General features: G+C 58.5%; 14 protein-coding genes. 6 read left to right on the top strand and 8 right to left on the bottom strand.

Going from position 1 to position 25,133, the window contains the following annotated elements; all coding sequences use genetic code 11:
- Positions 1–418: 418 nt before the first annotated feature.
- The 6 genes from LAD35_RS09850 (at position 419) to LAD35_RS09825 (ending at position 9,112) form a co-directional block, all read left to right on the top strand.
- The gene (locus LAD35_RS09850; protein ID WP_224152492.1) at positions 419–784 is read left to right on the top strand and encodes a c-type cytochrome; all 366 of its coding nucleotides are present in this window, start codon (positions 419–421) and stop codon (positions 782–784) included.
- Positions 784–2,061, top strand: a complete 1,278-nt coding sequence (locus LAD35_RS09845) for an NAD(P)/FAD-dependent oxidoreductase (RefSeq protein ID WP_224152633.1) — start codon at positions 784–786, stop codon at positions 2,059–2,061. The genes LAD35_RS09850 and LAD35_RS09845 overlap by 1 nt, the downstream gene beginning before the upstream one ends.
- 519 nt (positions 2,062–2,580) lie before the next feature.
- On the top strand, positions 2,581–4,332 hold the full coding sequence (locus LAD35_RS09840) for a polysaccharide lyase (protein WP_224152491.1): 1,752 nt from the start codon (positions 2,581–2,583) through the stop codon (positions 4,330–4,332).
- Between the two features lie 639 nt (positions 4,333–4,971).
- The gene (gene potE, locus LAD35_RS09835; RefSeq protein ID WP_224152490.1) at positions 4,972–6,324 is read left to right on the top strand and encodes a putrescine-ornithine antiporter; all 1,353 of its coding nucleotides are present in this window, start codon (positions 4,972–4,974) and stop codon (positions 6,322–6,324) included.
- 130 nt (positions 6,325–6,454) lie between these two features.
- On the top strand, positions 6,455–8,743 hold the full coding sequence (locus tag LAD35_RS09830; protein ID WP_224152489.1) for an Orn/Lys/Arg family decarboxylase: 2,289 nt from the start codon (positions 6,455–6,457) through the stop codon (positions 8,741–8,743).
- Between the two features lie 195 nt (positions 8,744–8,938).
- Positions 8,939–9,112 carry a hypothetical protein gene (locus LAD35_RS09825; protein ID WP_224152488.1) on the top strand — a complete coding sequence of 58 codons (174 nt, stop codon included), beginning with the start codon at positions 8,939–8,941 and terminating at the stop codon, positions 9,110–9,112.
- Here LAD35_RS09825 and LAD35_RS09820 read toward each other — a convergent pair.
- From LAD35_RS09820 to LAD35_RS09785, 8 genes are all read right to left on the bottom strand, one after another.
- Positions 9,104–9,493: a 6-pyruvoyl trahydropterin synthase family protein gene (locus LAD35_RS09820; protein ID WP_224152487.1), complete on the bottom strand. Its 390-nt coding sequence runs from the start codon at positions 9,491–9,493 to the stop codon at positions 9,104–9,106. The two genes, LAD35_RS09825 and LAD35_RS09820, sit on opposite strands and share 9 nt — an antisense overlap.
- Entirely contained in the window at positions 9,490–10,125 is a 636-nt protein-coding gene (gene queE, locus LAD35_RS09815) for a 7-carboxy-7-deazaguanine synthase (protein WP_224152486.1), read from the bottom strand. Before queE ends, LAD35_RS09820 begins: the two co-directional genes overlap by 4 nt.
- Positions 10,126–10,283: 158 nt before the next feature.
- Positions 10,284–16,913, bottom strand: a complete 6,630-nt coding sequence (locus LAD35_RS09810; protein ID WP_224152632.1) for a DUF7933 domain-containing protein — start codon at positions 16,911–16,913, stop codon at positions 10,284–10,286.
- Positions 16,914–17,489: 576 nt separating this feature from the next.
- Positions 17,490–17,885 carry a hypothetical protein gene (locus LAD35_RS09805; RefSeq protein ID WP_224152485.1) on the bottom strand — a complete coding sequence of 132 codons (396 nt, stop codon included), beginning with the start codon at positions 17,883–17,885 and terminating at the stop codon, positions 17,490–17,492.
- Positions 17,886–18,130: 245 nt separating this feature from the next.
- Positions 18,131–18,484, bottom strand: coding sequence for a hypothetical protein (locus LAD35_RS09800; protein WP_224152484.1), 354 nt, complete (start codon positions 18,482–18,484; stop codon positions 18,131–18,133).
- A 1,123-nt stretch (positions 18,485–19,607) separates the two neighbouring features.
- A complete protein-coding gene (locus tag LAD35_RS09795) occupies positions 19,608–21,992 on the bottom strand; it encodes an AI-2E family transporter (protein ID WP_224152483.1) in 2,385 nt (794 codons plus the stop codon).
- Between the two features lie 525 nt (positions 21,993–22,517).
- A complete protein-coding gene (locus LAD35_RS09790) occupies positions 22,518–23,312 on the bottom strand; it encodes a response regulator transcription factor (protein WP_224152482.1) in 795 nt (264 codons plus the stop codon).
- 473 nt (positions 23,313–23,785) lie between these two features.
- On the bottom strand, positions 23,786–25,093 hold the full coding sequence (locus LAD35_RS09785) for an alpha/beta hydrolase family protein (RefSeq protein ID WP_224152481.1): 1,308 nt from the start codon (positions 25,091–25,093) through the stop codon (positions 23,786–23,788).
- Between the last annotated feature and the right edge of the window lie 40 nt (positions 25,094–25,133).

Genomic DNA, 25,133 nt, shown 5'->3' with positions numbered 1-25,133 from the left:
GAGGGTTTGATCTGGGTTCATTGCTGAGGGATGCGGTCCATGGGGTTGTCGTGCTACTCTATTTTAAACTTAACATAATATACATCGTATAAATTAAAGAAGAAGTACGGCCTGCCCGCCATGACCCAGACACTCGTACCCGCATTGCGTCCCGATTTCGGGACACGTACCGCAGTGCTGGCATGTCTCGCACCCAGGCTGCGCAGTTTTTTCAGGTCAGCGAGCGCACTTTGCATAACTGGGAAAGTGTACCCGTTGCATTTCCATATCCGTCCAGGCTGCCTATGATATGTAAAGACTCCGGATCAAGGCCAAGGCCATCTCAGCCTGATTCGATGCTTTTATATAAAAATCATGATCAATGGGATGGGTTTGCTTGAACACAAACTGCCACATGGCGGCCTTTGCAGGAGCTTCTATGTCACGATCAACTCGCCATCGATTTGCGGTGTCTAGGTCGCCTCTGGGCGTCGTTACCGGCCTGGGCTTGACGCTACTGGGCACCTTTGCCCATTCCGCTTCCGATACGCCCTCCACCCAGTTGCGCCCCCAGGATGTAGCGGTGCTCGCGGCCAGTTGCGCCAACTGCCATGGCACGGATGGGCGCAACTCCGGTGGCATCACCCCATTGCGCGGCCTGCCGCAGGAATATTTGCTGCAACGGCTGCAGTCTTTCAAAGCCGGAACGGCCAAGGACGCCACGGTGATGGATCGCTTGGCGAAAGGCTATGACGACAAGCAATTGCAAGCCTTGGCCCAATGGTTCAGCAAGGAGAAGCCATGATGCCAATACGCCGTAGAGATCTTCTGGGGGGGGTAGCCGCCGGAGCGGCCAGTCTGGCCATGCCCGCCATTGTTCGTGCCCAGGCAGCCTCGGCCCATGTGGTGATTGTGGGCGGGGGCTTCGGTGGAGCCACAGCCGCTCGCTATCTGCGGCGGTTTGCGCCGCACATCAATGTGACCTTGGTAGAGCCCTCCGAGCGCTTTTACACCTGCCCGTTCTCCAATCTGTACCTGGCTGGGCTGCGCAGCTGGGACAGCATTGGCCATGGTTATGACGGTTTGCGCAAAGCCGGTGTGACCGTGGTGCAGGCGAGCGCGGAATCGGTGGACGGTGCAGCACGCAGCATCAAGCTCTCCGATGGCCAGACGCTGCGCTATGACAAGCTGGTGCTCTCGCCCGGCATTGATATGCGCTGGAATGCCCTGGAAGGTTATGACGAGGCAGCAGCCCAATGGGCGCCCCACGCCTGGAAGGCCGGTGCCCAGACCCAGTTGCTGAAAAAGCAGCTGGAGGCCATGCCCGATGGCGGGCGCTTTGTGATGGTCATCCCCGACAACCCGTTCCGCTGTCCGCCCGGCCCTTACGAGCGAGCGGCCATGGTTGCGCACTATCTGAAAACGCACAAGCCCAGAAGCAAGATTCTCCTGCTGGACAGCAAAGACCAGTTCTCCAAGCAAGGCCTGTTTATCCAGGGCTGGAAAGCGCTGTATGGCGACATGATCGAATGGATCAAACAATCTGACGATGGCAAGGTCGGCCGCGTGGATGCCAGGCGTCTGGAGGTGGAAACCGTCTTTGGCAACCGCTATACGGCAGACGTCCTCAACGTGATTCCTGCGCAGAAGGCGGGGTTCATTGCCGAGCGTGCCGGTGTGGCGGACGCAAGCGGTTGGGTGCCGATCAAGGCGGAGAATTTCGAGTCCCGGTTGGTGCGCCATATCCATGTGCTGGGCGATGCCACCATCGCGGCGCCCATGCCCAAGTCCGGCTTTGCCGCCAACATCCAGGGCAAGGTCGCCGCAGCGGCGATTGCCGCCGAGTTGGCAGGCAGCGCCCTGCCGACTGCCTCGTTTGCCAATACCTGCTACAGCTTTGTCGGCCCGGACTACGGCATTTCTGTGGCGGGCGTTTACCGCGCTCAGGAGGGCAAGATGATGGAAGTGCCCAACTCTGGCGGGGTCAGCCCTGCCAACAAGGATGCCGCGTTCCGCAAGGCCGAGGCGGACTACGGGGCCGCCTGGTACAAAGCCATCAGCACTGATATCTGGGGAGCCTAAGATGCAGGGCTGGTGTATGCGCGAAGGCGTCTTGTGTCAGTAGCAAGCGCTGCGGGCTAGCTGTCTGCAAGTCGTTGGGAGCCTGAGTGGAGCAACAAGGCCACCATTGGCCGCTGGCGGAAACAGGCAGTGTTGCTGCCCCCCTGCGCTGGGGCCGCTAACGCTCCCTGGATAGTCGCTGCCTCCCGGCGGCGCCTAGCCGTGTCGTTCGTTTGTACTGCAGATAGCTTTAGCCCGGCATCTCTTCTCCATTGCATAATCTATGATTTTCAGGGTTATTTGGCGGCAATTAATGCCAAAATTTCTTATTAATAAATAGAAATTTCAAATAAATAGATTTATTAGAAATCAATCAGCAAGCAGGGCACAAAATAACAAGTATTTGTTCATAAACAAAAATCGCACACATTTCGCGCAGCCTTGCAGCTTCATTTTGAATGAGGTCTGGATAATATTTAAGATCTTTCTCACTCTCATCATCCCATCTCACGATGAATAAACTGATGGAAAGGTCTTTTTATGCTCATTCAGAACATAAACATCTCGAATTATGCGATCAGGAAAATATTTGTGAAGATCACCGCCGTGATCCTCTCACTTTTCTGTGTTGCACTCAGTACCCAAGCACAGCAGGCTTCACAGCAGCTCTCACCGCAGGATGTCTTCAATACAGGCGTACCTCTTATTTTCAAAGAAGATTTTCGGTCAGGCAACTTCCTCAAATGGACCTTGTCCATCGATGCGATCTACGATCCGGCGCAACGCCCTACCTTCTCTGATCGTGTTCAACTGGTGAATGCGCCAGGGATGGATGGTCGGCGCGCTGCCAAATTTACCGTTCCAGGCACTCCCGGTTCCTTTCGGGCAGAGCTGGCACTGCCCGCCGAGGAAGGGCTTCAGGAGCGCTGGTATGGCGAGCGTCTGGCTGTACAGCAGGTACCAACCGATCAGCAAGGCTTTATCGTCATGCAATGGCATGCTGTCATGGGAAACGAGAAGGTTGATCGCAATTTCCCCAATCTGGCCATTGCGCTGAAAAATGATCGCTGGGTCATCAATACTGCGTGGGGATCGCCAGCGGCCATACAGCGATCATCCCAAGTGCTGGACGAACCGGCGGTCGCTGGGGAATGGGTCAATTGGGTAGTACATGCAAAATGGTCGACTGGTTCCGACGGATTGCTCGAAATCTGGCGCGATGGTGTCCGGGTCTGGTCCCGCAGTGGCCAGAATGTGTATAACCTGACCATTCCTCGAACACCTTATTTCAAGACTGGCATCTATCGACCTTCGCGCAACAATGATAACGCGTTGCCCGAGCCGCCAATTACCGTCCATGTGACGGAGGTCCGCATTGGCAAGGGCACTGCCATGTATGACGAAGTCTCCCCCGTGATCGATGGTACGGTGTTTGCCGGAATCGATTTTGAGCTGTTGACTGATTTAGGCTTCGATACAAATCTTGGCTCGGTCGGGTTTGTTGTGCCTTCTCAGGCGGGGGTAACGGGACCTACTGGTTTGACATGGAGCGGAGCCAACACCCCAGCCATGCTAACAGTGGATCTCACCGACATCGCTACAGGGGTAAAACGCCCCGTGCGAATCAGAGGTTATCGGGATGATTCCTGCGCGGCACAGACAGGACTTGTCTCCATGAACGATGCCTCAACCTGTTACACCGCGCGCAATAGCCATTTGATTCTGACTTATGTCGAAACCGATAACCCTACCCTTCCTGCCGGGCACTATCAGGGGAGCTTCACACTTGAGGCGCAGGGTTGGCATGACTCCGGGTACCGCCGCACGCTGGAGCTGAATGCTGATATCGAGACACGGCCGCTTGATGGCGTTGTACGCAACGGCGAAACTTTCGAGTTGTCAGACCAAGGTCCATTGGCAGGCTACGGTAGCGTTGCATTTGTGGTTCCGTTCCAGATGGGTGTAATGGGGCCGACTTCGTTGGTTTGGGATGGGCCGCGTGAACCATCCGCGATCAAAGTGACGTTGATCAACAATGCCACGGGACTGCCCTACGTGGCAAATATCCGTGCCGGGCGGTCTAATTCGTGTTACACCCGAGGCATGAACGATGCTAGGACTTGCTCTAGTAATCCTCGATATAGCAGCTTGCAGCTCAGCTTTGTGCGCGCAGACAACCCAGATATGCGCTCTGGCAGCTATCGAGGCACGGCAGAAATCGAGGCGCGGGGCTGGCATGACTCCAGCTTTCGAAAAACCCTTGAATTTGGCTTCGATATAACGGTCGACTGAACTGTTTCGGGCTTGGAGGGGCGCTGCTTCTGCCCCTCTCTCTGTCCCCAAATTCTCTGGCACTTTGCAGCATTTTGTGACGAATCCGGGCGCATTGCGTGTGATTTGAGGCTTAGGAACGCTCTGCACGGCACGGCATTGAATGAAGCTGAAGCCATGAATGTGCTGCCCCGCTATGCCATCAGTTGCGAAGCTTCATAAAAAGGCAATCACCTTCTCTATCGGAGCGCGAATTTCATGCTGCGGCGAATGCAGATTGGGAGATATCTGCGTGCGTTACCGTGTTTGCAGAGTCAATACTTGACATATATCAAGCATCATGGGGTTCGGGGCAATTTGTGAGGCACTTTCACAGGGATGAAAGATCATTAAATTATGATCGGTGCAGAAATCAGGCATGTATCAAAATATAATTCCCTGATCAAAATTCATTTCTCGTTATATTTTTTGCATTGATTTAATCGATGCATTTTGCCTGTTGCATATTTATCATCTGAGCGCTTGCCACAGAGAAATAATTTTCGCGATTTTGGATAACCGCTGCCCAGCGTTGCAGGTGTTGAGTCTGAGGGCACATCCCTTGCGTTTTCCATCAACGCCCAGGCGAATAGAAACCTTCATTCAGGAAAAGGAGTGAGAATGGCGCAAACCAAAAAAATGACCGTGGTGCAGCTGACCATGCTGACCGTGGTCAACATGCTTGGGTCTGGCATTGTTCTGTTGCCCACCAAGCTGGCACAGGTGGGGGCCATCTCCATCCTTTCCTGGCTGGTCACCGCAACGGGCTCGCTGGCACTGGCCTATGCCTTTGCCCAGTGCGGCATGCTCAGCCGCAAGTCTGGCGGCATGGGGGGCTATGCGGAATATGCGTTTGGCCGTGCCGGCAACTATCTGGTGAACTACACCTATGGCACGTCTCTGTTGATCGCCAATGTGGCCATTGGCATCACTGCGGTGGGCTACCTGACCGAGCTGTTTTCTCTGCAGCTGAGCCCCGTGGGCGTGGGCCTCATGACGATTGCATTGCTGTGGATCACCACCATTGCCAACTTCGGCGGTGCCAGCGTGACCGGCAAGATCGGTGGGGTCACCGTCTGGGGCGTGATTCTTCCGGTGGTTGGCGTCTCCACATTTGGCTGGTTCTGGTTCAGCCCCAGCACCTACGCCGAAGCCTGGAACCCGCATGGTTTGTCGCTCCTGCAGGCAGCCAGCTCTTCCGTGGCCATCACCCTGTGGGCGTTTTTGGGAATGGAGTCTGCCTGCGCCAACGCCGACGCGGTGGAGAACCCCGAAAAGAACGTGCCAATTGCCGTGCTCGGTGGCACGATCGGCGCTGCCGTGATCTACATCGTCTCGACCAACGTCATGGCGGGCATCGTCTCCAATCCGGAGTTGGCGGCCTCCACTGCGCCCTTTGGCCTGGTGTTCGCGTACATGTTCACCCCCCTGGTCGGGCAGATCATCATGGGCCTGATGGTGCTGGCATGCATCGGCTCGTTGCTGGGCTGGCAGTTCACCATTGCGCAGGTGTTCAAAAGCTCGTCGGACACCGGCTACTTTCTACCGATCTTTGCCAAGGTGAACAAGGCAGGTACCCCTATCGTGGCCATGCTGATCTTGCTGGCCGCCCAGACTGGCCTCGCCCTGCTCACCATCAGCCCCGATCTGACCAAGCAGTTCGACACGCTGGTGAACCTGGCGGTGGTGACGAACATCGTGCCCTACATCCTGTCCATGGCGGCCTTGATGACCATCCAGAAGGTTGCGGGCGTTCCCCCTAAAAAGGCCTTGTTCGTCAATATCATCTCGTGGGTCGCTGCAGCCTACAGCTATCTGGCCCTGTACAGCTCGGGGACCGAGGCCTTGATGCTCGGCGGCGTGGCAACCATCGTGGGCTTCACGCTCTATGGCTTTGTCAGCACCCGCATGCTGCGCCTGGACCAGGAGCGTGCTGCAGCCACCACTACCAGCCATACCGGCAAAGCAGCCTGAAACAGGCCGCAAGCGCATGTTTTTGCCCTCTTCGCCGCCCTACGGCTGGGCAGCGCTTGCGAACATGCTCTCCCAACAGGGGATTTGTCTCCCTTGAACCTTTTCGAATTCATCACAACGGAGCCTGAAGATGTTTTTCAAAGCCCTGGACTATCCAACCGTCATTATCGACAGCGAGTTCGACTCGCCCCGCCTGCGCGGCAGCATCATCCGCGCCCTGGCCGAAGAGCTGGAGAACGCAAACCAGCGTGTGATGGCCAATCTCACGCTCGATGATGCGCGGGTGGCTGCACGCACCTATCTGGCAGCCTCCGCAGTCCTGATCTCCATCGACGCACATGAGGATGCCGAGGAACAGTTCCGCAAGATTCAGGATCTGCTGGAAGACAACCTGGCGCGCCACCCCCACCTGCCGGTGTTCTTTTATGGCGAGCGAGGTTCGGTGGAGAAGGTGCCGACCAACCTCGTGAAATATGCGCGCGGCTATTTCTACCTGTTCGAAGACACCAAGAGCTTCATCGCGCGGCAGGTGATGCGTGCGGCCGAAGAGTACATGGAGCACCTGCTGCCGCCCTTCTTCAAGGCACTGATCAAGCACACGGCCAAGTCCAACTACTCCTGGTACACGCCGGGGCATGCGGGCGGCGTGGCCTTCACCAAATCGTCGGTGGGCCGAGCCTTCCACCAGTACTATGGTGAAAACACCCTGCGCAGCGATCTCTCGATCTCTGTGCCAGAGCTGGGCTCCCTCCTCGACCACAGCGGCCCCATACGGGAGGCAGAGGCCGACGCCGCCAGGAACTTCGGCTCCGACCATACCTTCTTCGTGACCAACGGCACCTCCACGGCCAACAAGATCGTCTGGCATGGTACGGTGGCGCGCGGCGATGTGGTGTTTGTGGATCGCAACTGCCACAAGTCACTGCTGCACTCGCTGATCATGACGGGAGCCATTCCCGTGTACTTCTCGCCGAGCCGAAATGCGCACGGCATCATCGGGCCGATCAGCGAAGACCAGTTCTCGCCCAAGGCCATGCAGGCGCGTATCGCACAGGTGCCGCTTGCCGCGCAAGCCATGAAAAACGGCGCCAAGCTGCGCATTGCGGTGGTGACCAACTCCACCTATGACGGCCTTTGCTACAACGCCGAGAAGATTGCCAAGAAAATTGGCAGTGCCGTCGATTTTCTGCACTTTGACGAAGCCTGGTACGCCTACGCCGCCTTCCATCCGTTCTACGAGCACTACTACGGCATGGCCAAGGGCAAGCCGCGTGAGCAGGATGCCATCGTCTTCACCACCCATTCCACCCACAAACTGCTGGCGGCGTTTTCGCAGGCATCCATGGTGCATGTGCGTGACAGCCGCAAACGCAAGCTCGACATGGGGCGCTTCAACGAAGCCTTCATGATGCACACCTCCACCAGCCCGCTGTACCCGGTGATTGCGGCCTGCGATGTGGCCTCCAAGATGATGGAAGGCGCTGCCGGTGAATCACTGGTGCAGGAAATGCACGATGAATCCCTCGCGTTTCGCCGCGCCATGCTGCAGATCGAATCCGACCTGGACAAGAAAGACTGGTGGTTCAAGGTCTGGCAGCCCGAGCCCGTGGCCAAGCAGCTGCGCAAATCCTCATCCCACATTCCACCTGCCCAGGCCAAGGACTGGCAACTGCGCCCCGAAGCCCAGTGGCACGGCTTTGACAAGCTGAGCGACGACTTTGTCATGATCGACCCTATCAAGGTCACCCTCACCATGCCTGGGCTGGACATGGACGGGCGCATGGACAAACAGGGCATCCCTGCCAGCGTGGTCAGCAAGTTCCTGTGGACGCGCGGCATCGTGGTCGAAAAAACCAACCTCTACTCGCTGCTGGTGCTGTTCTCCATGGGCATCACCAAGGGCAAGTGGGGAACCCTGGTGGCGGAACTGATGAGCTTCAAGCAGCACTACGAGGCCAATACGCCACTGGCGCAGGTACTGCCTGACCTGGTGGAGAGCTACCCGCAGGTCTATGCCGACACGGGGCTGCGTGACCTGTGCGACCGCCTGCACCAGTTCAATGTGAGCCACGATGTGCCCAAGGTCATGCGCGAGATGTACGTCGAGCAACCCGACATGGCCATGATCCCGGCAGAGGCCTACAACCTGCTGGTGCAGGGCAAGGTCGAGAAGGTGGAAGTCAAAAAGCTCAAGGGGCGCATCGCGGCTACCATGCTGGTGCCCTATCCCCCAGGCATTCCACTCATCATGCCTGGCGAGCGCTACAACGAAAAGGCAGATGCCATCTTCCAATACCTGCAGATTGCCGAAGAACAGGATGTCCAGGTACCCGGCTTTGAGTCCGACATCCATGGCCGCGAAGTTGAGGTGGATGAAACTGGCAAGCGCCGTTATCTGGTGGAAGTTCTGGCTTCGTGAGCACTGCCAGAACAAGCAGGCGGGCAGGCTTGTGTCGCTGAATGCGTTGCAAAAGCCTGCGTAGCCTGAACCCTCTGATGGATGAAACCGCAAACGCCCGATGGAACAACATCGGGCGTTTCTGTTTTGCATTGCCTCAGCAAACCCTGCAGGCGTGATCTTGGCAATTTTTCACCCTGTTAACAGCCATTTTTCATGGCTTTGAATGAAAAAATCAACAAGAGGATGGGAGTGGACTTCACCATTCCATCAACCGGCCAGCAATGCCATTCAGCCGAAACTGCCGAGCAGGCACTTTTTACCGGATCGGCTTATGCAGCCAGGAAAAATCAAATCAAATCAAATCAAATCAAATTATTTTCAATTTGAATTTGAGTTCTGCAGATTATTCATGCGCAATACACATTTATCGCCACTGGAAGGCCGCTCCACTGAAACGGCAATCAAATCAGGGCAATGCACGACCAGGCCGGTGTAGATGTATTTGCACAGGTTTTCCAAGGTGGCTGGGCCGAGATTGGGAACCTCATCGAGAAAATGGTGGTCAAGCTCATTTCGAACACGCTCAATCTTCTGGCGCACATCACCCAGATCCTGCAGCATGCCTGATGCTTGCGATGGCTCGCCACGCAAAGTGATTTCGGCGTGGTAGGTATGTCCGTGTATCCGGCGGCTCCCGACTGCGTCCACGGTGCGGTGGAGTGTATGTGCGGCTTCAAAGATGAACTTCTGGCTCAGTTCGTACTTCATCGTATTCCTGTGATTTTGTGCGTCTGCAGGCTCAGATTCCAGCGCGGGTGCTGAAGACAATAGGCAATGGCGGCTGCAGTATTCTTGTGCTGTTCGAAATCGTCCAATGGCTGGAGATAGAACCTGTCGAAATTCAGATGAATGAAATTCGAGGGATCCACATGGTTTTGCGGATAAACCAGCTTCAGTTCCTGCCCTGCATCTACGGCAAGCGCGTTATTGGCCTTGGGGCTTACGCATAGCCAATCAATACCTTCTGGAGGCATGAGCGTGCCATTCGTCTCCATCGCAATGAAAAAGCCCTTTGCGTGCAAAGCGGCGACCAAGGCGGCATCCGCCTGCAAGGCAGGCTCTCCGCCCGTGAGAACAACAAAACGGCGGTCAACATTCTCTGATGGCCAATGTGCCTCAATGGCAGCGGCGAGCTCGGTGGCAGACGGGTACTTGCCGCCCCCCTCTCCGTCGGTACCCACAAAATCGGTGTCGCAGAACCTGCACGCCGCTGCAGCGCGGTCTTCTTCCCGACCGCTCCACAGGTTGCAGCCCGCAAACCGGCAAAAAACCGCTGGGCGCCCCGCATTGGCACCCTCCCCTTGCAGGGTGTAGAAGATTTCCTTGACGCTATAAGCCATGCTGCGCAACTTGCTGAAAATGTGCGTATTGTACGGGCCGACGCCTTTGGCTTGCGGGTAGCGGCGTGTATGCGGGTGTATGCTATGGCGGGCGTGCGGCCAGCCAGCCGCACGCGTAGGCGCTCACGGGCCTATGCGCCCGTGGCACCCAGCTTGCGCTACGCCTTCGTTGACCGCCGGCGGGCGGCGAGGCCAGCAGCCATTGGCAATAACAACAGCATCCATCCCACACCCCACGCCCCCAACCCCGGCACAGGTGCAGGCGTCGAGTTCTGCTGCACTGCAGTAGCCGCGCTTGCCGTGCATGGCGCGCAGTTACCACCCGCTGGAGGTGTGATGGTCGCTACGTTTGTGATGGTCTTGGGCGCTGTGAAGCTCACCTTTGCCGTGACCGTGTAGACCACCGAGCCGCCAACAGGAAGGCTCGTGATCGTGTCACTGATGGCTCCGCTTCCAATGCCCGCGCAGACGGCACCTGCACTGGTTCTGCATGTCCACAGCTGGCTGGCAATGCCCTCGGGGATCGGATCACTGATGACCGTGCCATCTGCTGGCACGCTTCCGCCATTGATCACCGTGACCGTGTACTCGATCGTGCCGCCCACTGCGACCGTCTGCAGGTCTGCCGTCTTGGTGATCTGCAGTTGTGGCGTGGAACTGCCGGTGACAGACGCCGTGCATGGCGGAGCCTTCAATGATGCAGCTTTCGCTTGCGAAGCCTTCATTGCGGCAGCCTTCATGTCCACCCCGCACACGCCTTCCCCAGATGGGGTAACGGTTGCCGTGTTGGTGATGGCCGCCGGTGGCGCGCTGCTGACCGTGGCAGTGACCGTATAGGTGACAACAGCGCCTACAGGGAAGGTAGTGATGGTGTCACTGATCGCCCCAGTGCCGCTGGCCGTGCATGTGGCTCCACCCGTGGCAGAGCAAGCCCAGCTTTGCTGGGCAATACCGACAGGGACGGCATCGCTCACCGTGGTCCCATCTGCGGCAACAGAGCCCGTGTTGCTGACGGTGACCGTGTAATGCACCGTGCTGCCAGGAGCCAGAACGGTAGTGTCGGCAGTCTTGCTCACCTCGATGATCGGGGCCGAGCCGAGCGTCACCGCTGCCGTGCAAGGCGCTGCCGTGTTGCCCGGCGCGCATACGCCGTTGGCTCCAGGTGTGCTGCTGGCGGTGTTGGTCACAGTTGCTGGTGGCGCATTGCTCACCGTGGCCGTGATGGTGTAGGTGGCAGTGGCGCCTGCTGGGAAGGTAGCCAGGGTGTCAGCAACTGCTCCCGTGCCGCTGGCCGTGCAGGTGGCCCCGCCTGCTGCTGCGCAGCTCCAGCTCTGGGCTGTGATGCCCGCAGGCATCGGGTCGCTCACGGTGGTGCCGTCCGCTGCCACGGCGCTGGTGTTCTTCACAGTGACGGTGTAGGTGACGGTGCCGCCCGGGATGAGGGTGCTGGTACCCGCCGTTTTGCTGATTTGCACTTGCGGCAGCGGTGTGCTGCTGGCCGTGGCTGTGCACGGTGGGGCCGTGTTGCCCGGCGCGCAGGTGCCCCCACCAGAAGGCGTGGCGCTTGCGGTGTTGGCAATGGTGGCTGGTGGCGTGGCACTCACGGTGGCGGTGACGGTGTAGGTCACGAGGCTGCCGGGTGGGAAGACAGCCAGGGTGTCGCTGATCGCCCCCGTGCCGCTCGTGGTGCAGGTGGCGCCCGCTTGCGCCGCGCAGGTCCAGCTCTGGGCCGTGATGCCCGCTGGAATCGGGTCGCTCACGGTGGTGCCGTCTGCAGCAACTGAGCCGTTGTTGGTGACAGAGACGGTGTAGTGCACGACGCCGCCAGGGGTGATGGTTGGCGCATCGACGCTCTTGGCGACCGAGATTTGCGGGTTGGGCGAGACGGCGGCCGAGGCGCTGCAAGGTGATGTCGTATTGCCTGGCGTGCACAGGGTGCCCGCTGGCGGGGTGGCAACGACCGTGTTGCCGATGGTCGCCGGTGGCGTGGCGCTGACCTGGGCAGTGACGGTGTAGGTGGCGAAGCTGCCCGCTGGGAATGCGGCAATGGTGTCGGTCACTGCTCCGCTTCCGCTGGCAGCGCAGGCCGCGCCCCCACTGGCCGTGCAGGTCCAGCTTTGGCTGGTGATGCCCGCAGGAATGGGGTCGCTCACTGCCGTGTTGTTCGCTGGCATGACGCCGCTGTTGCTCACCACGATGGTGTAGACGATGGTGCCACCGGCCACGACGGTGCTGGCATTGGCGCTCTTGGTGACGGAGACTTGCGGCAGTGGCGGCACGCTGGCCGTGGCGCTGCACGGGCCGGGCGTGTTGGTGGGGCCGCAGACGGTGCCGCTCTCGCTGGGCATGGCAGCCGCCGTGTTGCTCACATTGGTGGGCGGGGTGTTGCTGATGACAGCGGTGATGGTGTAGGTCACCGAGCTGCCCGTGGGCATGAGCACAACGGTCTGGTTGATGCCCCCTGCCCCGCTTGCCTGCGGGCAGGCTGCGCCGCCGCTGGCCGCGCAGCTCCAGCTCTGGCTGGTGATGCCGCCCGCTTGCGGGTCGGTGACAAGGACGTCGTTCGCTGCCGAAGCACCAGTGTTGCTGACGGTGACGGTGTAGGTGACGGTGCCACCGGGCACGAGAGCCGTGGTGTTGGCGGTCTTGCTCACCTCGATGATCGGGGCCGAGCCCAGAGTCACCGCTGCCGTGCAAGGCGCTGCCGTGTTGCCTGGCGCGCACACGCCGTTCGCCCCGGGTGTGCTGCTTGCGGTGTTGGTCACAGTTGCTGGCGGCGCATTGCTCACCGTGGCCGTGATGGTGTAGGTGGCAGTGGCCCCGGCTGGGAAGGCAGCGATGGTGTCAGCAACTGCTCCCGTGCCGCTGGCCGTGCAGGTGGCCCCACCTGCTGCTGCGCAGCTCCAGCTCTGGGCTGTGATGCCCGCAGGCATCGGGTCGCTCACAAGTACGTTGCTGGCTGCAGCCGGACCGAGGCTTTTTACGGTTACGGTGTAATGCACCGTTCCACCGGGTATCAGGGTCGAAACATCGGCAACCTTGCTGATGCTGATGACCGGAGCGGCCACGGTTGTGGCAGTGCTGGCGTTGTTGCCGACATTGGGATCAGCCATATTGGCTGGAGATGTGACCGTTGCCGTGTTGGTGATGGGCGCCGTATTGCTACTCGACGTAGTGCCCGTTACCGTGATGGTGACGGAGCTGTTTGCCGGCAGGGTTGGAACGGTGCCGCTGATGGCATTGCCCGTTACCGTCACTGAAGCAGGGCATACTGCACCGCCTGTAGGATTACCGCAAGTGGCCACCACCCCTGTGATGGTGGACGGAACGGTATCGCTGAAACTGGTTCCGTTGGCGTCGGTGGGGCCCGCATTGCCGACCAGCAAGGTGTACTGGATCGGCGCGCCAGGCACCACGGCAGGTGGCCCGCTTTTTGCAACAGAAATATCTGCACTGGGCAGCACCAGAGTATTGGGCGTGCTGGCCGTACCAGTGGCCTGGCTGGGCGCATCGATGGCAGTCACCGTGTTGACGATGCTCGGAGCGGTCATGTTGGATGCAAACATGATTGGCACATTGAAGGTGAGCGTGCCGCTGCTGGCCGATGGCAAGGTAGCCCCAGAGACCGTGAACTGTGTTTGACCGCTGGAGCCCGCCACCGTGCCGCAAGTTGCAGTGCCTGTGGCGGTACAGGTAGGTGTGCCGGTGAGCGTAACGCCTGCTGGCAAGGTGTCAGAAAGGTTCACCTGCCCCGCATTTGCTGGCCCGGTATTCTGTACCGTGATGGTATAGGTGGCATTGGCGCCCGGCGTATAGGTGGTTGGGTTAGGTGACTTGACTTTTGTCAAATTCAGAACAACACCTGAGATGACCGTATCGGTGTCACTGGCCGTGTTGTTGGCCTGGTTGGCGTCTGCCACCGAGCCGGGCTGATCTACCGTCGCCGTGTTGGTGACGGTTGTGCCGCTGAAGTTGATCGGGATCTGTGCGGTGACTGTATAGGTAACAGTGCTGCCCACGTTGATATTGATCGTGTCGCTGATGGCCCCGCTGCCCGAGGCAGCGCCGCACGTCGCCCCTGCAGTTGCTGCGCAAGTCCAGCTGGTAAATGTCATGCCTGCAGGCGGGGTATCGCTCACCAAGGCGCCTGCCACATTGTTGGGGCCGAGGTTCCTCACCACAATCTGGTAGGTGGATGAGGTGCCAGTACTCATGGTGGTTTGGTTGTCGGTTTTGCTGATCGACAGATCAGCCGTGCCGTTGACCGCCAGCGTTGCGACCGTAGGTTGCAGATTGCTGATACCTTGCGCTGACGTAAGTGCCCCCGCTGGCAGCGTGTTGATCACATTGCCTGCGGCATTGGTGACGACGTTGAACTTGAGCGAACAGGTTGCTCCCGCATTGATCTGCGCCCCGGACAGGGATGCTGTAGATGCGCCCGGGGTTGCTGACAAGGTAAACGCGCCCCCACACCCTGCCCCGGTAAAGGATGCAGAGGCCGGGCTGGCAACCGTCATGCCTGCGGGCAAGGCATCCGTCAGTGCCGCGCCAGTCAGCGTGATATTGCTGGCATTGGTGTTGATGAACTGAATATTGACCGTGCTTGGCGTGCCCAGCACCACATTGGCTGGCGAGAATGTCTTGTTGACGGTGACATTGGTGACATTGGGATTGACCACGCCAAAGCCCGCAACGGCGGACCCGTTGGCAAAAGATCCGGCCCCCACAGGAATAGTGGTATTCCTGGGCCCCTCATTGGTGGTGACGGTATTGGATGCAATAGTGTTGGTGATGGTGCCCACGGGTGCAGTGGGCGACACCTGTACATTGAGGGTAATGGTGCAGTTGGCATTCAAAGCTAGGTTGATGCCAGAGAAACTGACCGTGCTTCCGCCTGCGGGGGCAGTTACCGTGCCCCCCGTGCAGGTGGTAGCCAGGGCCGAAGGTGTGGCCACCACCATATTGGCTGGCAACGTATCGCTACCGGTAATATTGCTGAGCGGGAAAAGTGCCGGCCCGCTGGTAAAACCATTGCCATTGTTGATGGCGATGGTCAACTGCGATACGGTACCCGGTGCCCCCTGGCTGGGGTTGAGCCCTTTGCTAATACGCAAGGGGCTATAGATAAGAACGTTGCCACTGCCAATGGCCGTGATGTTGCTGCCATTGACCGTGGTGATACCGCCAATGGGGATGGTATTGTTGATATTGGTATTGGAGGCACTCAACGGCACATTGACTGGCACGCTGACGGTGCAAGAGCCTGAAGTGGTGCCGTTGGAGGCTGGAATGATGCCACCCACCATCGAGAACGACGATGCCCCCGAGATGGCGGTGATGACGCCCCCCACGCAAGTCGTGGTGGGTGCGGGGCTGGCTGCTACGGTAAGGCCACTGGTCAGGTTGTCAGTCAGGCTGGTAACGACATCTTGCACCGCCAAAGGGTTGCGCAGCGTGATGGTAACGGTCTGCACACTGCCAGCAATATCGATGGGCGTGCCTGCGTAGGTGAAATTGGAAATCGATTTGCTGGAGCCGCACAGTGGCCGAGTTGGTACCACGGTCAGCGCAGCCGAGCTCGTGGGATAGGTAAGGCCGCTGAAATTGCCTGCAGGAATCGTATTCGTCAAAACCACATTGGCCGAGGTGCATGAGGCGCCATTGTTGATACCTGTGATATCAACCTTGACAGTGCAACTGTTGTAAGTACCTGCCGTGATTGCCACGCCGGGTAGCGAGCCCCCTGCAAGCTGCACGCTGCCCCCGCCCGGTACCGCCGTAACCAAGCCCCCGCAGGTGTTGGAGATATTGGGGAGCGCAGCGACCGTCATGCCCGCAGGAAAGGTATCCGTCAGGTTGAGTGGCAAGGTACTGCCGACATTCAAATAGGCAAATGTCAGCGTCAATGTGGATGTGCCACCACTGAGAATGGGGGTGGGGCTGATGCCTTTGACAACATTCGCGCCGGTTCCCACCCCAACCCCACCCGCAATGCCCCCTGCATTCGTGATGCCTTGCGCTGTGGTGATGTTGTTGGCAGCAATACTTAAATTGACTGTTCCCCAGAAAATGTTGCCGGGCGTTGCCGCAACGACATCGAAGGAGATTGAGCAGCTCCCGTTTGCAGGAATGGTGCCCGCCGCCAAGGTGCCGGAAGAAGCCGTGGATGTTAAGGTGCCGCCGCAGGTAGTGGCGAGGTTATTGGGTGATGCAAACGCAATCTGTGCCGGCAAGGTAAAGGTGGTTGCGGCGTTGGTGAGCGCCATCGTATTGGGGTTGTTGAGCGTTACGGTGTATTTGTAAGCAGGCCCGTTGCCTTTGAGGTAGCCGCCTCCCCCGTTGGTGTTGGTAAGCGCCCAACTGCCAGTGATCGGTTGTTGGGTGATGACGGCCAGCGTTGCTGATGCAGCAGCGCCATTGTTGCCCTGCGAAGTAGTCAGCGCCCCTGCAGGGATGGTGTTGGTGTAGTTGCCGGTGACACTGGTGGTGACGGAGACGGTTACCGTGCAAGTGACGCCGTTGGCCGGAATGGTGCCGCCCGTGAGGCTGACGCTGTTACCGCCCGGTGTGGCAGAAACGGTACCGCCGCAGGTGGTGGCTATGTTGCTGGGCGAGGCCACCGTGAGGCCACTGGGCAGCGTATCGGTAACGGCTGCACTGACGGCTGCACTGGTAGCGGTGTTGGCCAGTGTGATGGTGAGCGTGGATGTGCCCGCTGCCGTCATGGAGCTGGGGGCAAACGCCTTGTTCACCGTAACAGCAGCCTGCGCAGCCGTGCCCATGAGCATAAAAACCACGGCAACCCCAACGGTTGACCAGGCGCGATTGACCGCCCCCCGCCATTTTGCTGTTTCAAAAACACCTGAGCGCGGGGAAAACCCACTGGAGTGCATGCGTTCCAATGATTTGTTGCGTGCGGGCTTGCGCAACAGCATCTGCCGGAAGCAGTAATATAAAAATGCGCTCATTTTATTTCACCGAAAGGTTGGTGGTTAATGATGCTCTTTGCATGTGTTATCAACGAAGCAAGGTGCGATTTCATCAGCAGCAGAAAACAGACTTGGACACATACAAGTAATCACGAAGCACACAATCAATACTGAAAATACAGAAGCCGTCATGGCATGGGTGGCAGAAACTGAAACCATTTGAAGGCCCGTATAATTTATTTTTCATGATGCACCCCGAGGGCTCTTGGACTATTACTTTTTATGCTTGGTTTTCAGATAAAGATCAGCAACGCCCCCATAAAGCTGGTTGCGAGCCTGCCGCATTACGGAATTGCCTTTACGAACAACCCTATGTTTTATCGTATGGTTTTTCCAGTATTTTTTCTGCACACCATAGAGCAGGCTTGCGCTCTATTAAAAAAAGCGCTTCATCACCGGCTTTTCGCACACTTCCAGGTATCCATCAATCAGCGATGAAGGATGGCTATTGGGTACGTTGCTGTCATTTTGGCCCGTTATCATCCAATAAACATGTTCTGGCCATTTTTTGCCAAAAGCCTGAATCATTACCGAGGTAAGCTGCTGTCGATTAAAAACGACATGATTCCAATGGATTGCATTGATATTGGTGTCTCGTTGAATAGACTTGTATCGACCGTAATTTTTGGGATACAGCAGTATCACGAGAATTGAAAACCGCTCTTCAATTGACGAGGCAATGCCTATTTCCGACAATATTTTTGCCCGCCTCTGCTCTTGTGCGTGGATGCATAGTTCTGAAAATAGCTCGAGCCTGGTGTTTGCAAGCATTTGTTAAACCTCCCTCTTATACATATTCGCCTGTATCAATGTACCAAGATGATTTAATGGCTGAATTAATTCAATAAATTCAAAGAATTCAACCAATACTTTAAAAAGAAAACTGGATTCAGTTCAGGTATCACTGAAATCAATCTCCTGTATTAAGGCGTACATGGCCCTGTTTACGCCAGGATCAGATCATGACCCCGACCATCTTTCCAGTACCCACCCACATAAAAGCCAATGGAGTTGGCTCAACGGTTGGCAAATGCGCTTTGTATGATGGCCCCATTGGCGTCGTCGATTGCGCTGCTGGCAGAGGCCGCCTGCATCAAGTTATAAGGACCGGGCGCACTGGCGGGTGTTGTCTGCGAGATGGCATTGGCGCGCCCGAGCACGGGCATGCGCATGAGATTGGTTGCACCCACTACCATCGCAAATTCGACCTCCGTATTGGCGAAAGCGTCAATTGCAGCCACACACTCTGCATTGCCACCGGTAATAACGGCAGGCAGCATCAGCACCTGTCGTGCGAAAGCCCCTTGCCCTCCCCCTGCGAGGAGTATGCCAATTAGCATATACCCCAATGTTCTAAAAAAATTAGTCATGTTCGCCGCAACTCGCATTCATCTCTAAACACCATTTAATATCATGCATTCTAGAAACATCTGCATTACACATGCTTCAATAATGCTACACATTCCTAGTTTTTGTCTCAAACTTAATTTCTAATTAATTTATATTTTTTAAAATAACAACAGTTGACAAATACTATTGGTTTTCAAAAAACTAAAAATTGTCAATGGCAATTCGAGCCATCTATTTTTCCTATAACAAATTCAAAAAAATCTATCCTAACTCAGCTTCAATAATTTATATTAAATATGGATACTCGATTGCAAATTTATGTCTGACTGCTCCAGAAACAACGACACCGCACAGAGATTGATTTAGATCAAGGCGCGATATTCAATTTTTTATATCAAACTCTGTTAATAGATTTTTTACATCAATAAAATAATTATTAATCTGTTTAATTTATTAAATCAAATATTTTTTAAAATTACTTATGATTAAGCTCGTCAGAATAATCAAATGCTTACGAGGAAATTAGCAACATTGCGGCCACATGGTGGTGACCAGAGCCGTGATGCCCAGCCAGCAAAGCGCAGCCGGAAATGGGATGTGAAGCACCCGTTGCACCGGAAGTGGTGCGAGGCAGCAGACAGTGGTGTGGCAGGACGCAGTGTTCGCAGCAGTTATGGGTGGCTACTCATAGCAGCCAGTGCTTGTCATCGGGCCCGAGGCTCATCAACACAAACTTTGATGGGCCGTTGAAAAATTGGGGCGCCCGGCTAGGGACGCCCGGCCAGGGGCGTCCGGCCAGGGGCTGCCGCTCCCGCCCGAGGGGGCAAGTTGGCAGTGCTTCAGGTGGCGCAATAGCCTGCCTGCTGGCTAGCCCCTTCTCTGCTCTGACATTTGAGCCGCCAGGCCTCTGGTACAGCGCGTTGGGGCCGGGGGAGGCTCTGAGCACAGGGCTTTTGATGGGATGCCTGGCGCGTCGCGCCAGGCATGGTGTGAGAGACGTTTTGCCAGCTTTGGCTTTAGAGCGGCTTGTATGTTTACAGGTGTCGGGGTGAGGGACCAGAGCCGCTATCAGCTGTTAGCACAGACCGGCGCCTTGTCTCAACCGCAAATCTGCGATTTGCCGGGTTGTGTTAACGGCTCCTATTACCGAGCGGGATCGGGGTTTGGAGAGACAGCTATCGGTATTCCGTGGCTGCCTTCCAGCGATTTCATCAAGTCGTCGGCCATGTTTTCGAGCACCTTGAGGTCGTCGGCGCTCATGTCGCGCGGCACCTGATCGAGTATGCACAGGGCCCCCAGAACGGCCCCCCGCCTGTAGCGCAGGGGTGCTGCTGCGTAGAAGCGCACGCCCAGGCTGTCCACATGCGGGTTGCGCGCAAAGCGTGGGTTGCGCTGTGTGTCTTCGATCACCAGGGGCGCGCCATCGGCGATCACGAAGGAGGCCAGTGCGTCGGCACGAGCCATGCCCGTTTGCGCAAGTTCGCTGTCGCCACTGTCAAAAACAGCGCCCGGCATGTAGACGCGGTCCTTATCGACCCAGGCGACGTAGGCCCAGGGCACCTGGAAAGCATTGCAGGCCTGTATGGCGGCCTCGCGGTACTGGTCGTGGTGGACTGGGTGCAGCACGCCACTCTTGTGCAGGGCCTTGAGGCGCTTGTCTTCGCCCGCCGGGATTTCGGGCTTGACGGCTTGCTGTACCCATTGTTCAACGCCCGATTCCACCTGAATGCGGAGCGCAAGCTCGTCGATGGTGCGCACGCCGTAGTCGGCCTGGATGGCGCGGATGGCATCGGGGTCGAGCAGCTGGTTGTCGGTGTTCCACAGCGCCACGACGATTCCCAGCTCTGGCCAGCGCTGGCGGATGCGCTTGCACAGTTGGCGCAGCTTGGTCTGCGGGTGGGGGTGAAAGCTGCAGATGCAGACCGCACGCACCCCGGCCCAGGTGTTGAGATCGGCGTCGCGGGGGAAAACGGGCAGTGCTTCGGCGTCGTGCCCAGCTGGCAGGCCGTACAGCTGCAGGGCGTGGGCGGCCATGGCTGCGGCCTGTACGTCAATGTCCCAGCGCAGGCCCACGCACAGTATGGCTGGCCGGCCGGGTGCCTCGTGCACGGGCTTGCCGCCCTCTTCCCGCTCGGTGGCTTCCTGCCCCACAAGTACGGCCTTTGCAGGGGGGTAGTGCTCCCGCAGTTCTTCGACTAGCTCTGCCGTGCCCACGGACAGGCGCAGGCGGTGTTCTGCCGTGGACTGGTTCAGGTAGTTGTGCGCTGCGAGCTTGAGCGCGGGAATCGCCACGCCATCGTAGAACCTGGTGACGGCCCTGGCCGTGTCCTGGCCGGTGGGTTTGGCAGGCAGCTCTTCATCGATGCGGTGGGTCGCCACATCGACCGCCTCGTCCACATTGCCGCCCAGCAGGCGCTGGAAGAGTTTTTGCGGCGGGTCGAACACCGCGCCGCTGCCCAGCAGGATCTCGAAGAACCGCAGGGCAGGTATATAGCGCCCCAGCACCAGCAGGCAGACGGTGAGCGGCGTGGACAGGATCAGGCCGATAGGTCCCCACAAGGCGGTCCAGAAGGTGGCGGCCAGGATGATCGACAGGGTGGACAGGCCGGTGCTGGAGCCGTAGAGCCACGGCTCGATGATGTTGTTGCTGATCAGCTCCAGCACGAGGATGAGGGCCAGCGTCCACAGGAGGAGATCCCAGCCCGGGTCGACGGCAAAGGCCAGCGTGAGGGGAAAGATCGCCGAGACCATGGGGCCGATGTAGGGCACAAAGCGCATGACGGCGGCCAGCGCTCCCCACAGGGCGGCACCGGGCACACCGATCCACCACAGCCCCAGCCACATGGGGATGCCGTAGCTCAGGTTGACGATGAACTGCATGCGCAGGTACTGGCCTATGCGGGTGGAGGCTTCATCCAGGGCGTCGGTTGCCATGTGCATGTTGCGCCCCATGAGGCGCAGCAGGCGATCCTGCAGGTCGCTGCGGTCGAGCAGGATCAGGATCACGAACAGCAGGACGATGCCAGCGGTGGCAACCGGTTCGCCCACTTTGGACACCACATCGAGCATTTTCTGGATGGGCTTGGCCGCGGGCTCCTGGATTTCGACCTTCTGGGCGCGGGCTGGCTTGGGTTTGCCGGTATCCGGCAGGGCAATTTCAGTCTCGACGGTGTTGAAGACTTTGAAGGCGCCATCAAACACGCTGGGGCCCTTGAAGTAGCCTTTGAGGTTGCGCAGCTTCTGGCGGATGGTGTTCTGGTAAGTCGGAAGCTCGGCGCTCAACACCGTGGCCTGGCTGCCCACGTACAAGGCCCCTGCTCCCACCCCTGCAATGGCAACCATGACCACAAGGATCACGGACAGCAGCCGGGGCAGCCCCCAACGCTTGAGGCGGCTGACCGCAGGATCGAGCAGGAAGCCGAGCAATGCCGCCAACGCCAGCGGCAGCAATACGTTGCGGCCCACATAGAGGCCAAATATGACGACCCCGGCAATCACCATGCCGACCATCAGGCGCAGACCGGGCACGATCGACAGGAGCGGCGCCAGGACATCGCTGCTAGGTGATGCAAGCTGCGGTGACTGCGGAGAATGCAGTGAATGCGGTGTCGGGGGGGCTTGCAGCGGGTGTGAAGACTGTGGTGGTGACGGTGGCTGCGAAGGTGCCGCCGATCCCATGCTGCCCTCCCTGTGCGCAGAAGTGGGCGCAGTGGCGTGCGCTTCCGCGGCGGAGTCCTGCCGGGGCAACGGGGCGCTTGGCGGCGAATGCGGGTGCGGCGGTTGCTGCGGGTGGGGTGAGCGTGGGTCTGGCATGGTCAGGCAAATGGCTGCGTTGGCATTTTGATGCCATTTCAGCCGCTTTGTGGACTGTTGCCTGTCATCCACCCGCTGATCCAGGGGTGTGCCGGTGTCGCGTCTGGCGCAGTTTGCTATCGATAGAGAAGCATTCTGCGCACATCAGGCTGGGCCATGGCCATGAAATCACCGCCTAGTGGTACGCAGCCGTGTCCCCGCCCCTCAGCCTTCACCTGCGCACGTGTTCTGCACAAATTGCTAGATCAAGCCCCGCAGCATGGCGTTTTGCACGGCCTGGGCACGTGAGCGCACCTGGAGCTTGCGGTAGGTGTTGCGGATGTGGGTGTTGACCGTCATGTGGCTGATCTGCAGTTGCGATGCAATTTCGAGGCTGGTGTTGCCATTGGCGACCATGCGCAGAACATCAAGCTCACGCATCGACAACTGACTTGCCGATGTCTTGGGAACGTCTGTCATGCTGGCCGGTGCCTGCCGCACCGGTTCGGGGTGATTCAACAGACGCTTGACCAAGTGAGGCGTGATGGCCGCCCCACCGTTGGCCACCTGCAGGATGGACTGCGCATAGGAGCCAAACCACGAGTGCTTGAGCAGATACCCGGATGCGCCCAGTTCCAGGGCACGGCGAATATGGTCTTCCAGATCGGATGCGGTGCACACGATGGATTGGCTGGCCGGTTTCTGGGCAGCGGCGAGCTCCAGCAGCAGTTCGCCGGAGCGATCGGTGAGGTTCAGATCGACGATCAGCACGTCAAAATCGGCGGCGCGCACCAGGCGCTTGCCGTCCTTGAAATTGAGGGCGCGGCCCACCACCTGGATGCGTTCGTCCAGCGCAAGTTCCTGCAGCAGCACGTTGACAAAGTGGATGTCATCGTCGATCACGATGGTGCGGACAGGCTTGTCACGCTGTCCCACCAGAAAGGACGGCCACATGGAGGGCGGATTGTTGAACATCTCGAATCCGTTGTCCTTGTAGTCATCTTGCAGAGTAAGAATCTCTGTGCCCTCCAATGGCTCTGGATATGTTGGGGTCATTTTTTTTACTCGTCCCACCTGCCCGCCGCGCAACCAGCGGCAACGCGGTGGTATGCATGGACGCACGCCTGAAACATGGCGCTGCGAAGGCCGGCAAAGGGACTGGGATTGGCGTTTTGCAGTATTTACACTTGCATACTATCAATATTCAAACTCAATCTCAATCTAAGAATTGATAAATATTAAACATATTAAACACATGCCTGTTACATCCCGGGGATGCCCGGTGCTTGCAGGTACAGGATGTGTGTAACCCTGGCAACAGTGTGCAGGCCGCCTGCCAGGGCATACGGGTGCCGGGACGGCACGGCACAGAGCGTCTGGCGCCGATGCCCGGAACGGAAAAACGGCGCCACCCCGGGCAGGGATGGCGCCGTTTTGGTGCCTTGTTGCGTTGCTGGCTGGCTTGCTGTATGGCTTGTTGTCTGGGGCCGGATTGGCCCCGCGCGTATTGGCGAGCAGTCGTAGGTTTTCTACGGCAGCGGGGCCGTGGATTCGAGCTTGGGGTCTTCGCCCATGGCCAGTTGCGCGGCAATGCGGCGGGTGAGCGGCTGCAGCACCGAGAAGTGGTCCAGTCCCGCCACCTGCACGCAGTGGACCTGTTCTGACTTGCGTGCCTTGCACAGCTGGGATTGCGCGGCCATGTTCGACGGCGGATTGGCGCCTTCGATGATCCAGGTGGGCGCCTTGATGGCGTGCAGCCAGTGGATGGGCGCACGCAGGCGCTGCTCTTCGCTGCCCAGCCTTTTCCAGGCCACCGGCAGCTGGCTCGATGTGTAGGTGGACGGATCGGCGACCGGGCCAAACGCAAAGACGCCCTGCACCGGTAAACCGGTGCCGGCCACGAGCAGCGCCAGCGTGGCGCCGGTGCTGTGGCCACCCAAGTAAATGCGGGCCGGGTCCACATACGGCAGCCGGGCTGCAAACAGCACGGCGGCGGTCACGTCGTCCACCTCGCCCCAGAAATATTCGCGCTGGCCCGGGTTGCTGTTGCCGCCTCGCAGGGTGGGAAACATCATGACCATGTCGGCCTTGCGGAAGGCACTGGCGCTCTGGTCGTTGCCGGGCGTGCCTTCGGTCCAGAAGTCGTCCAGGGTGTTGCTGTCGCCGCCGGTGAGCCAGATGATGACGGGATGGCGTTTGCCGTCCTTGGGATTGGGGGTGACAAAGCCGGCCAGCGGCATGCCGCCGCTATGGTAGGTGACGGGCACAAACAGCTCTGCAGGTGGCTTGGGCAGTGGTTTGGCAGCGCCGCCAGCGCTCGGCAGCAGCACATTGGCGACCTGGGTGGTTTTGCCTTCGCGCGCCTGCCCCAGGTTTTGCAGCGTGATGCCGCCCTGCGCCACCTGCTGGGCCACGGCCTGCTCCAGTTCGGCCTGCAGCTTTTGCTCCAGCGCATGGCGGCTTTCATTGGCATCGCGCTCGGCCTTGCTCCGGGCGCGCTGCGCCAAGTATTCGTCGTGCGCGCGCATGGCTTCGCGGGTGATGCAGCGGCGGCCCTGGTCAACGGCAAAGCCTTCTTCGTTGGCTTTGTCCAACTGCGGCAGGGTCAGTTTGACGGTGTGGCAGAACGGCTCCGACTCCGGCGCAGCCTGGGGCGGCCACACCAGCGGGGCAGGCTGCTCGGCCTGCGCCTTGTTCTTGGCCTGGCCGAGCGAGGTCCAGCCCCGGTAGCTCATCTTGATACCTGCCATGAGGACGACCACCAGCACCAGCAGCATGCCCATGGCCATGCGGCCTTGGCTTTTGTTTTTGTTGTTTTCGCTGTTCTTGTTTCTCATAACCCCTCGATGCATCTGACCCTGTAGAGCATAAAAAAGC

The sequence above is a fragment of the Comamonas odontotermitis genome, assembly GCF_020080045.1.
In the GTDB taxonomy this organism is placed as follows: Bacteria; Pseudomonadota; Gammaproteobacteria; order Burkholderiales; family Burkholderiaceae_C; genus Comamonas; species Comamonas odontotermitis.
The sequence above is the reverse complement of the archived record's forward strand: the minus strand, read 5'-3'. Positions and strand labels throughout refer to the sequence as shown.

Bases quoted from the DNA above. Each gene is read 5' to 3' on its own strand.
- LAD35_RS09850 (WP_224152492.1), top strand. From the start codon at position 419: ATGTCACGATCAACTCGCCATCGATTTGCGGTGTCTAGGTCGCCTCTG.
- LAD35_RS09845 (WP_224152633.1), top strand. From the start codon at position 784: ATGCCAATACGCCGTAGAGATCTTCTGGGGGGGGTAGCCGCCGGAGCG.
- LAD35_RS09840 (WP_224152491.1), top strand. From the start codon at position 2,581: ATGCTCATTCAGAACATAAACATCTCGAATTATGCGATCAGGAAAATA.
- potE (WP_224152490.1), top strand. From the start codon at position 4,972: ATGGCGCAAACCAAAAAAATGACCGTGGTGCAGCTGACCATGCTGACC.
- LAD35_RS09830 (WP_224152489.1), top strand. From the start codon at position 6,455: ATGTTTTTCAAAGCCCTGGACTATCCAACCGTCATTATCGACAGCGAG.
- LAD35_RS09825 (WP_224152488.1), top strand. From the start codon at position 8,939: ATGGCTTTGAATGAAAAAATCAACAAGAGGATGGGAGTGGACTTCACC.
- LAD35_RS09820 (WP_224152487.1), bottom strand. From the start codon at position 9,493: ATGAAGTACGAACTGAGCCAGAAGTTCATCTTTGAAGCCGCACATACA.
- queE (WP_224152486.1), bottom strand. From the start codon at position 10,125: ATGGCTTATAGCGTCAAGGAAATCTTCTACACCCTGCAAGGGGAGGGT.
- LAD35_RS09810 (WP_224152632.1), bottom strand. From the start codon at position 16,913: ATGCTCATGGGCACGGCTGCGCAGGCTGCTGTTACGGTGAACAAGGCG.
- LAD35_RS09805 (WP_224152485.1), bottom strand. From the start codon at position 17,885: ATGCTTGCAAACACCAGGCTCGAGCTATTTTCAGAACTATGCATCCAC.
- LAD35_RS09800 (WP_224152484.1), bottom strand. From the start codon at position 18,484: ATGACTAATTTTTTTAGAACATTGGGGTATATGCTAATTGGCATACTC.
- LAD35_RS09790 (WP_224152482.1), bottom strand. From the start codon at position 23,312: ATGACCCCAACATATCCAGAGCCATTGGAGGGCACAGAGATTCTTACT.
- LAD35_RS09785 (WP_224152481.1), bottom strand. From the start codon at position 25,093: ATGAGAAACAAGAACAGCGAAAACAACAAAAACAAAAGCCAAGGCCGC.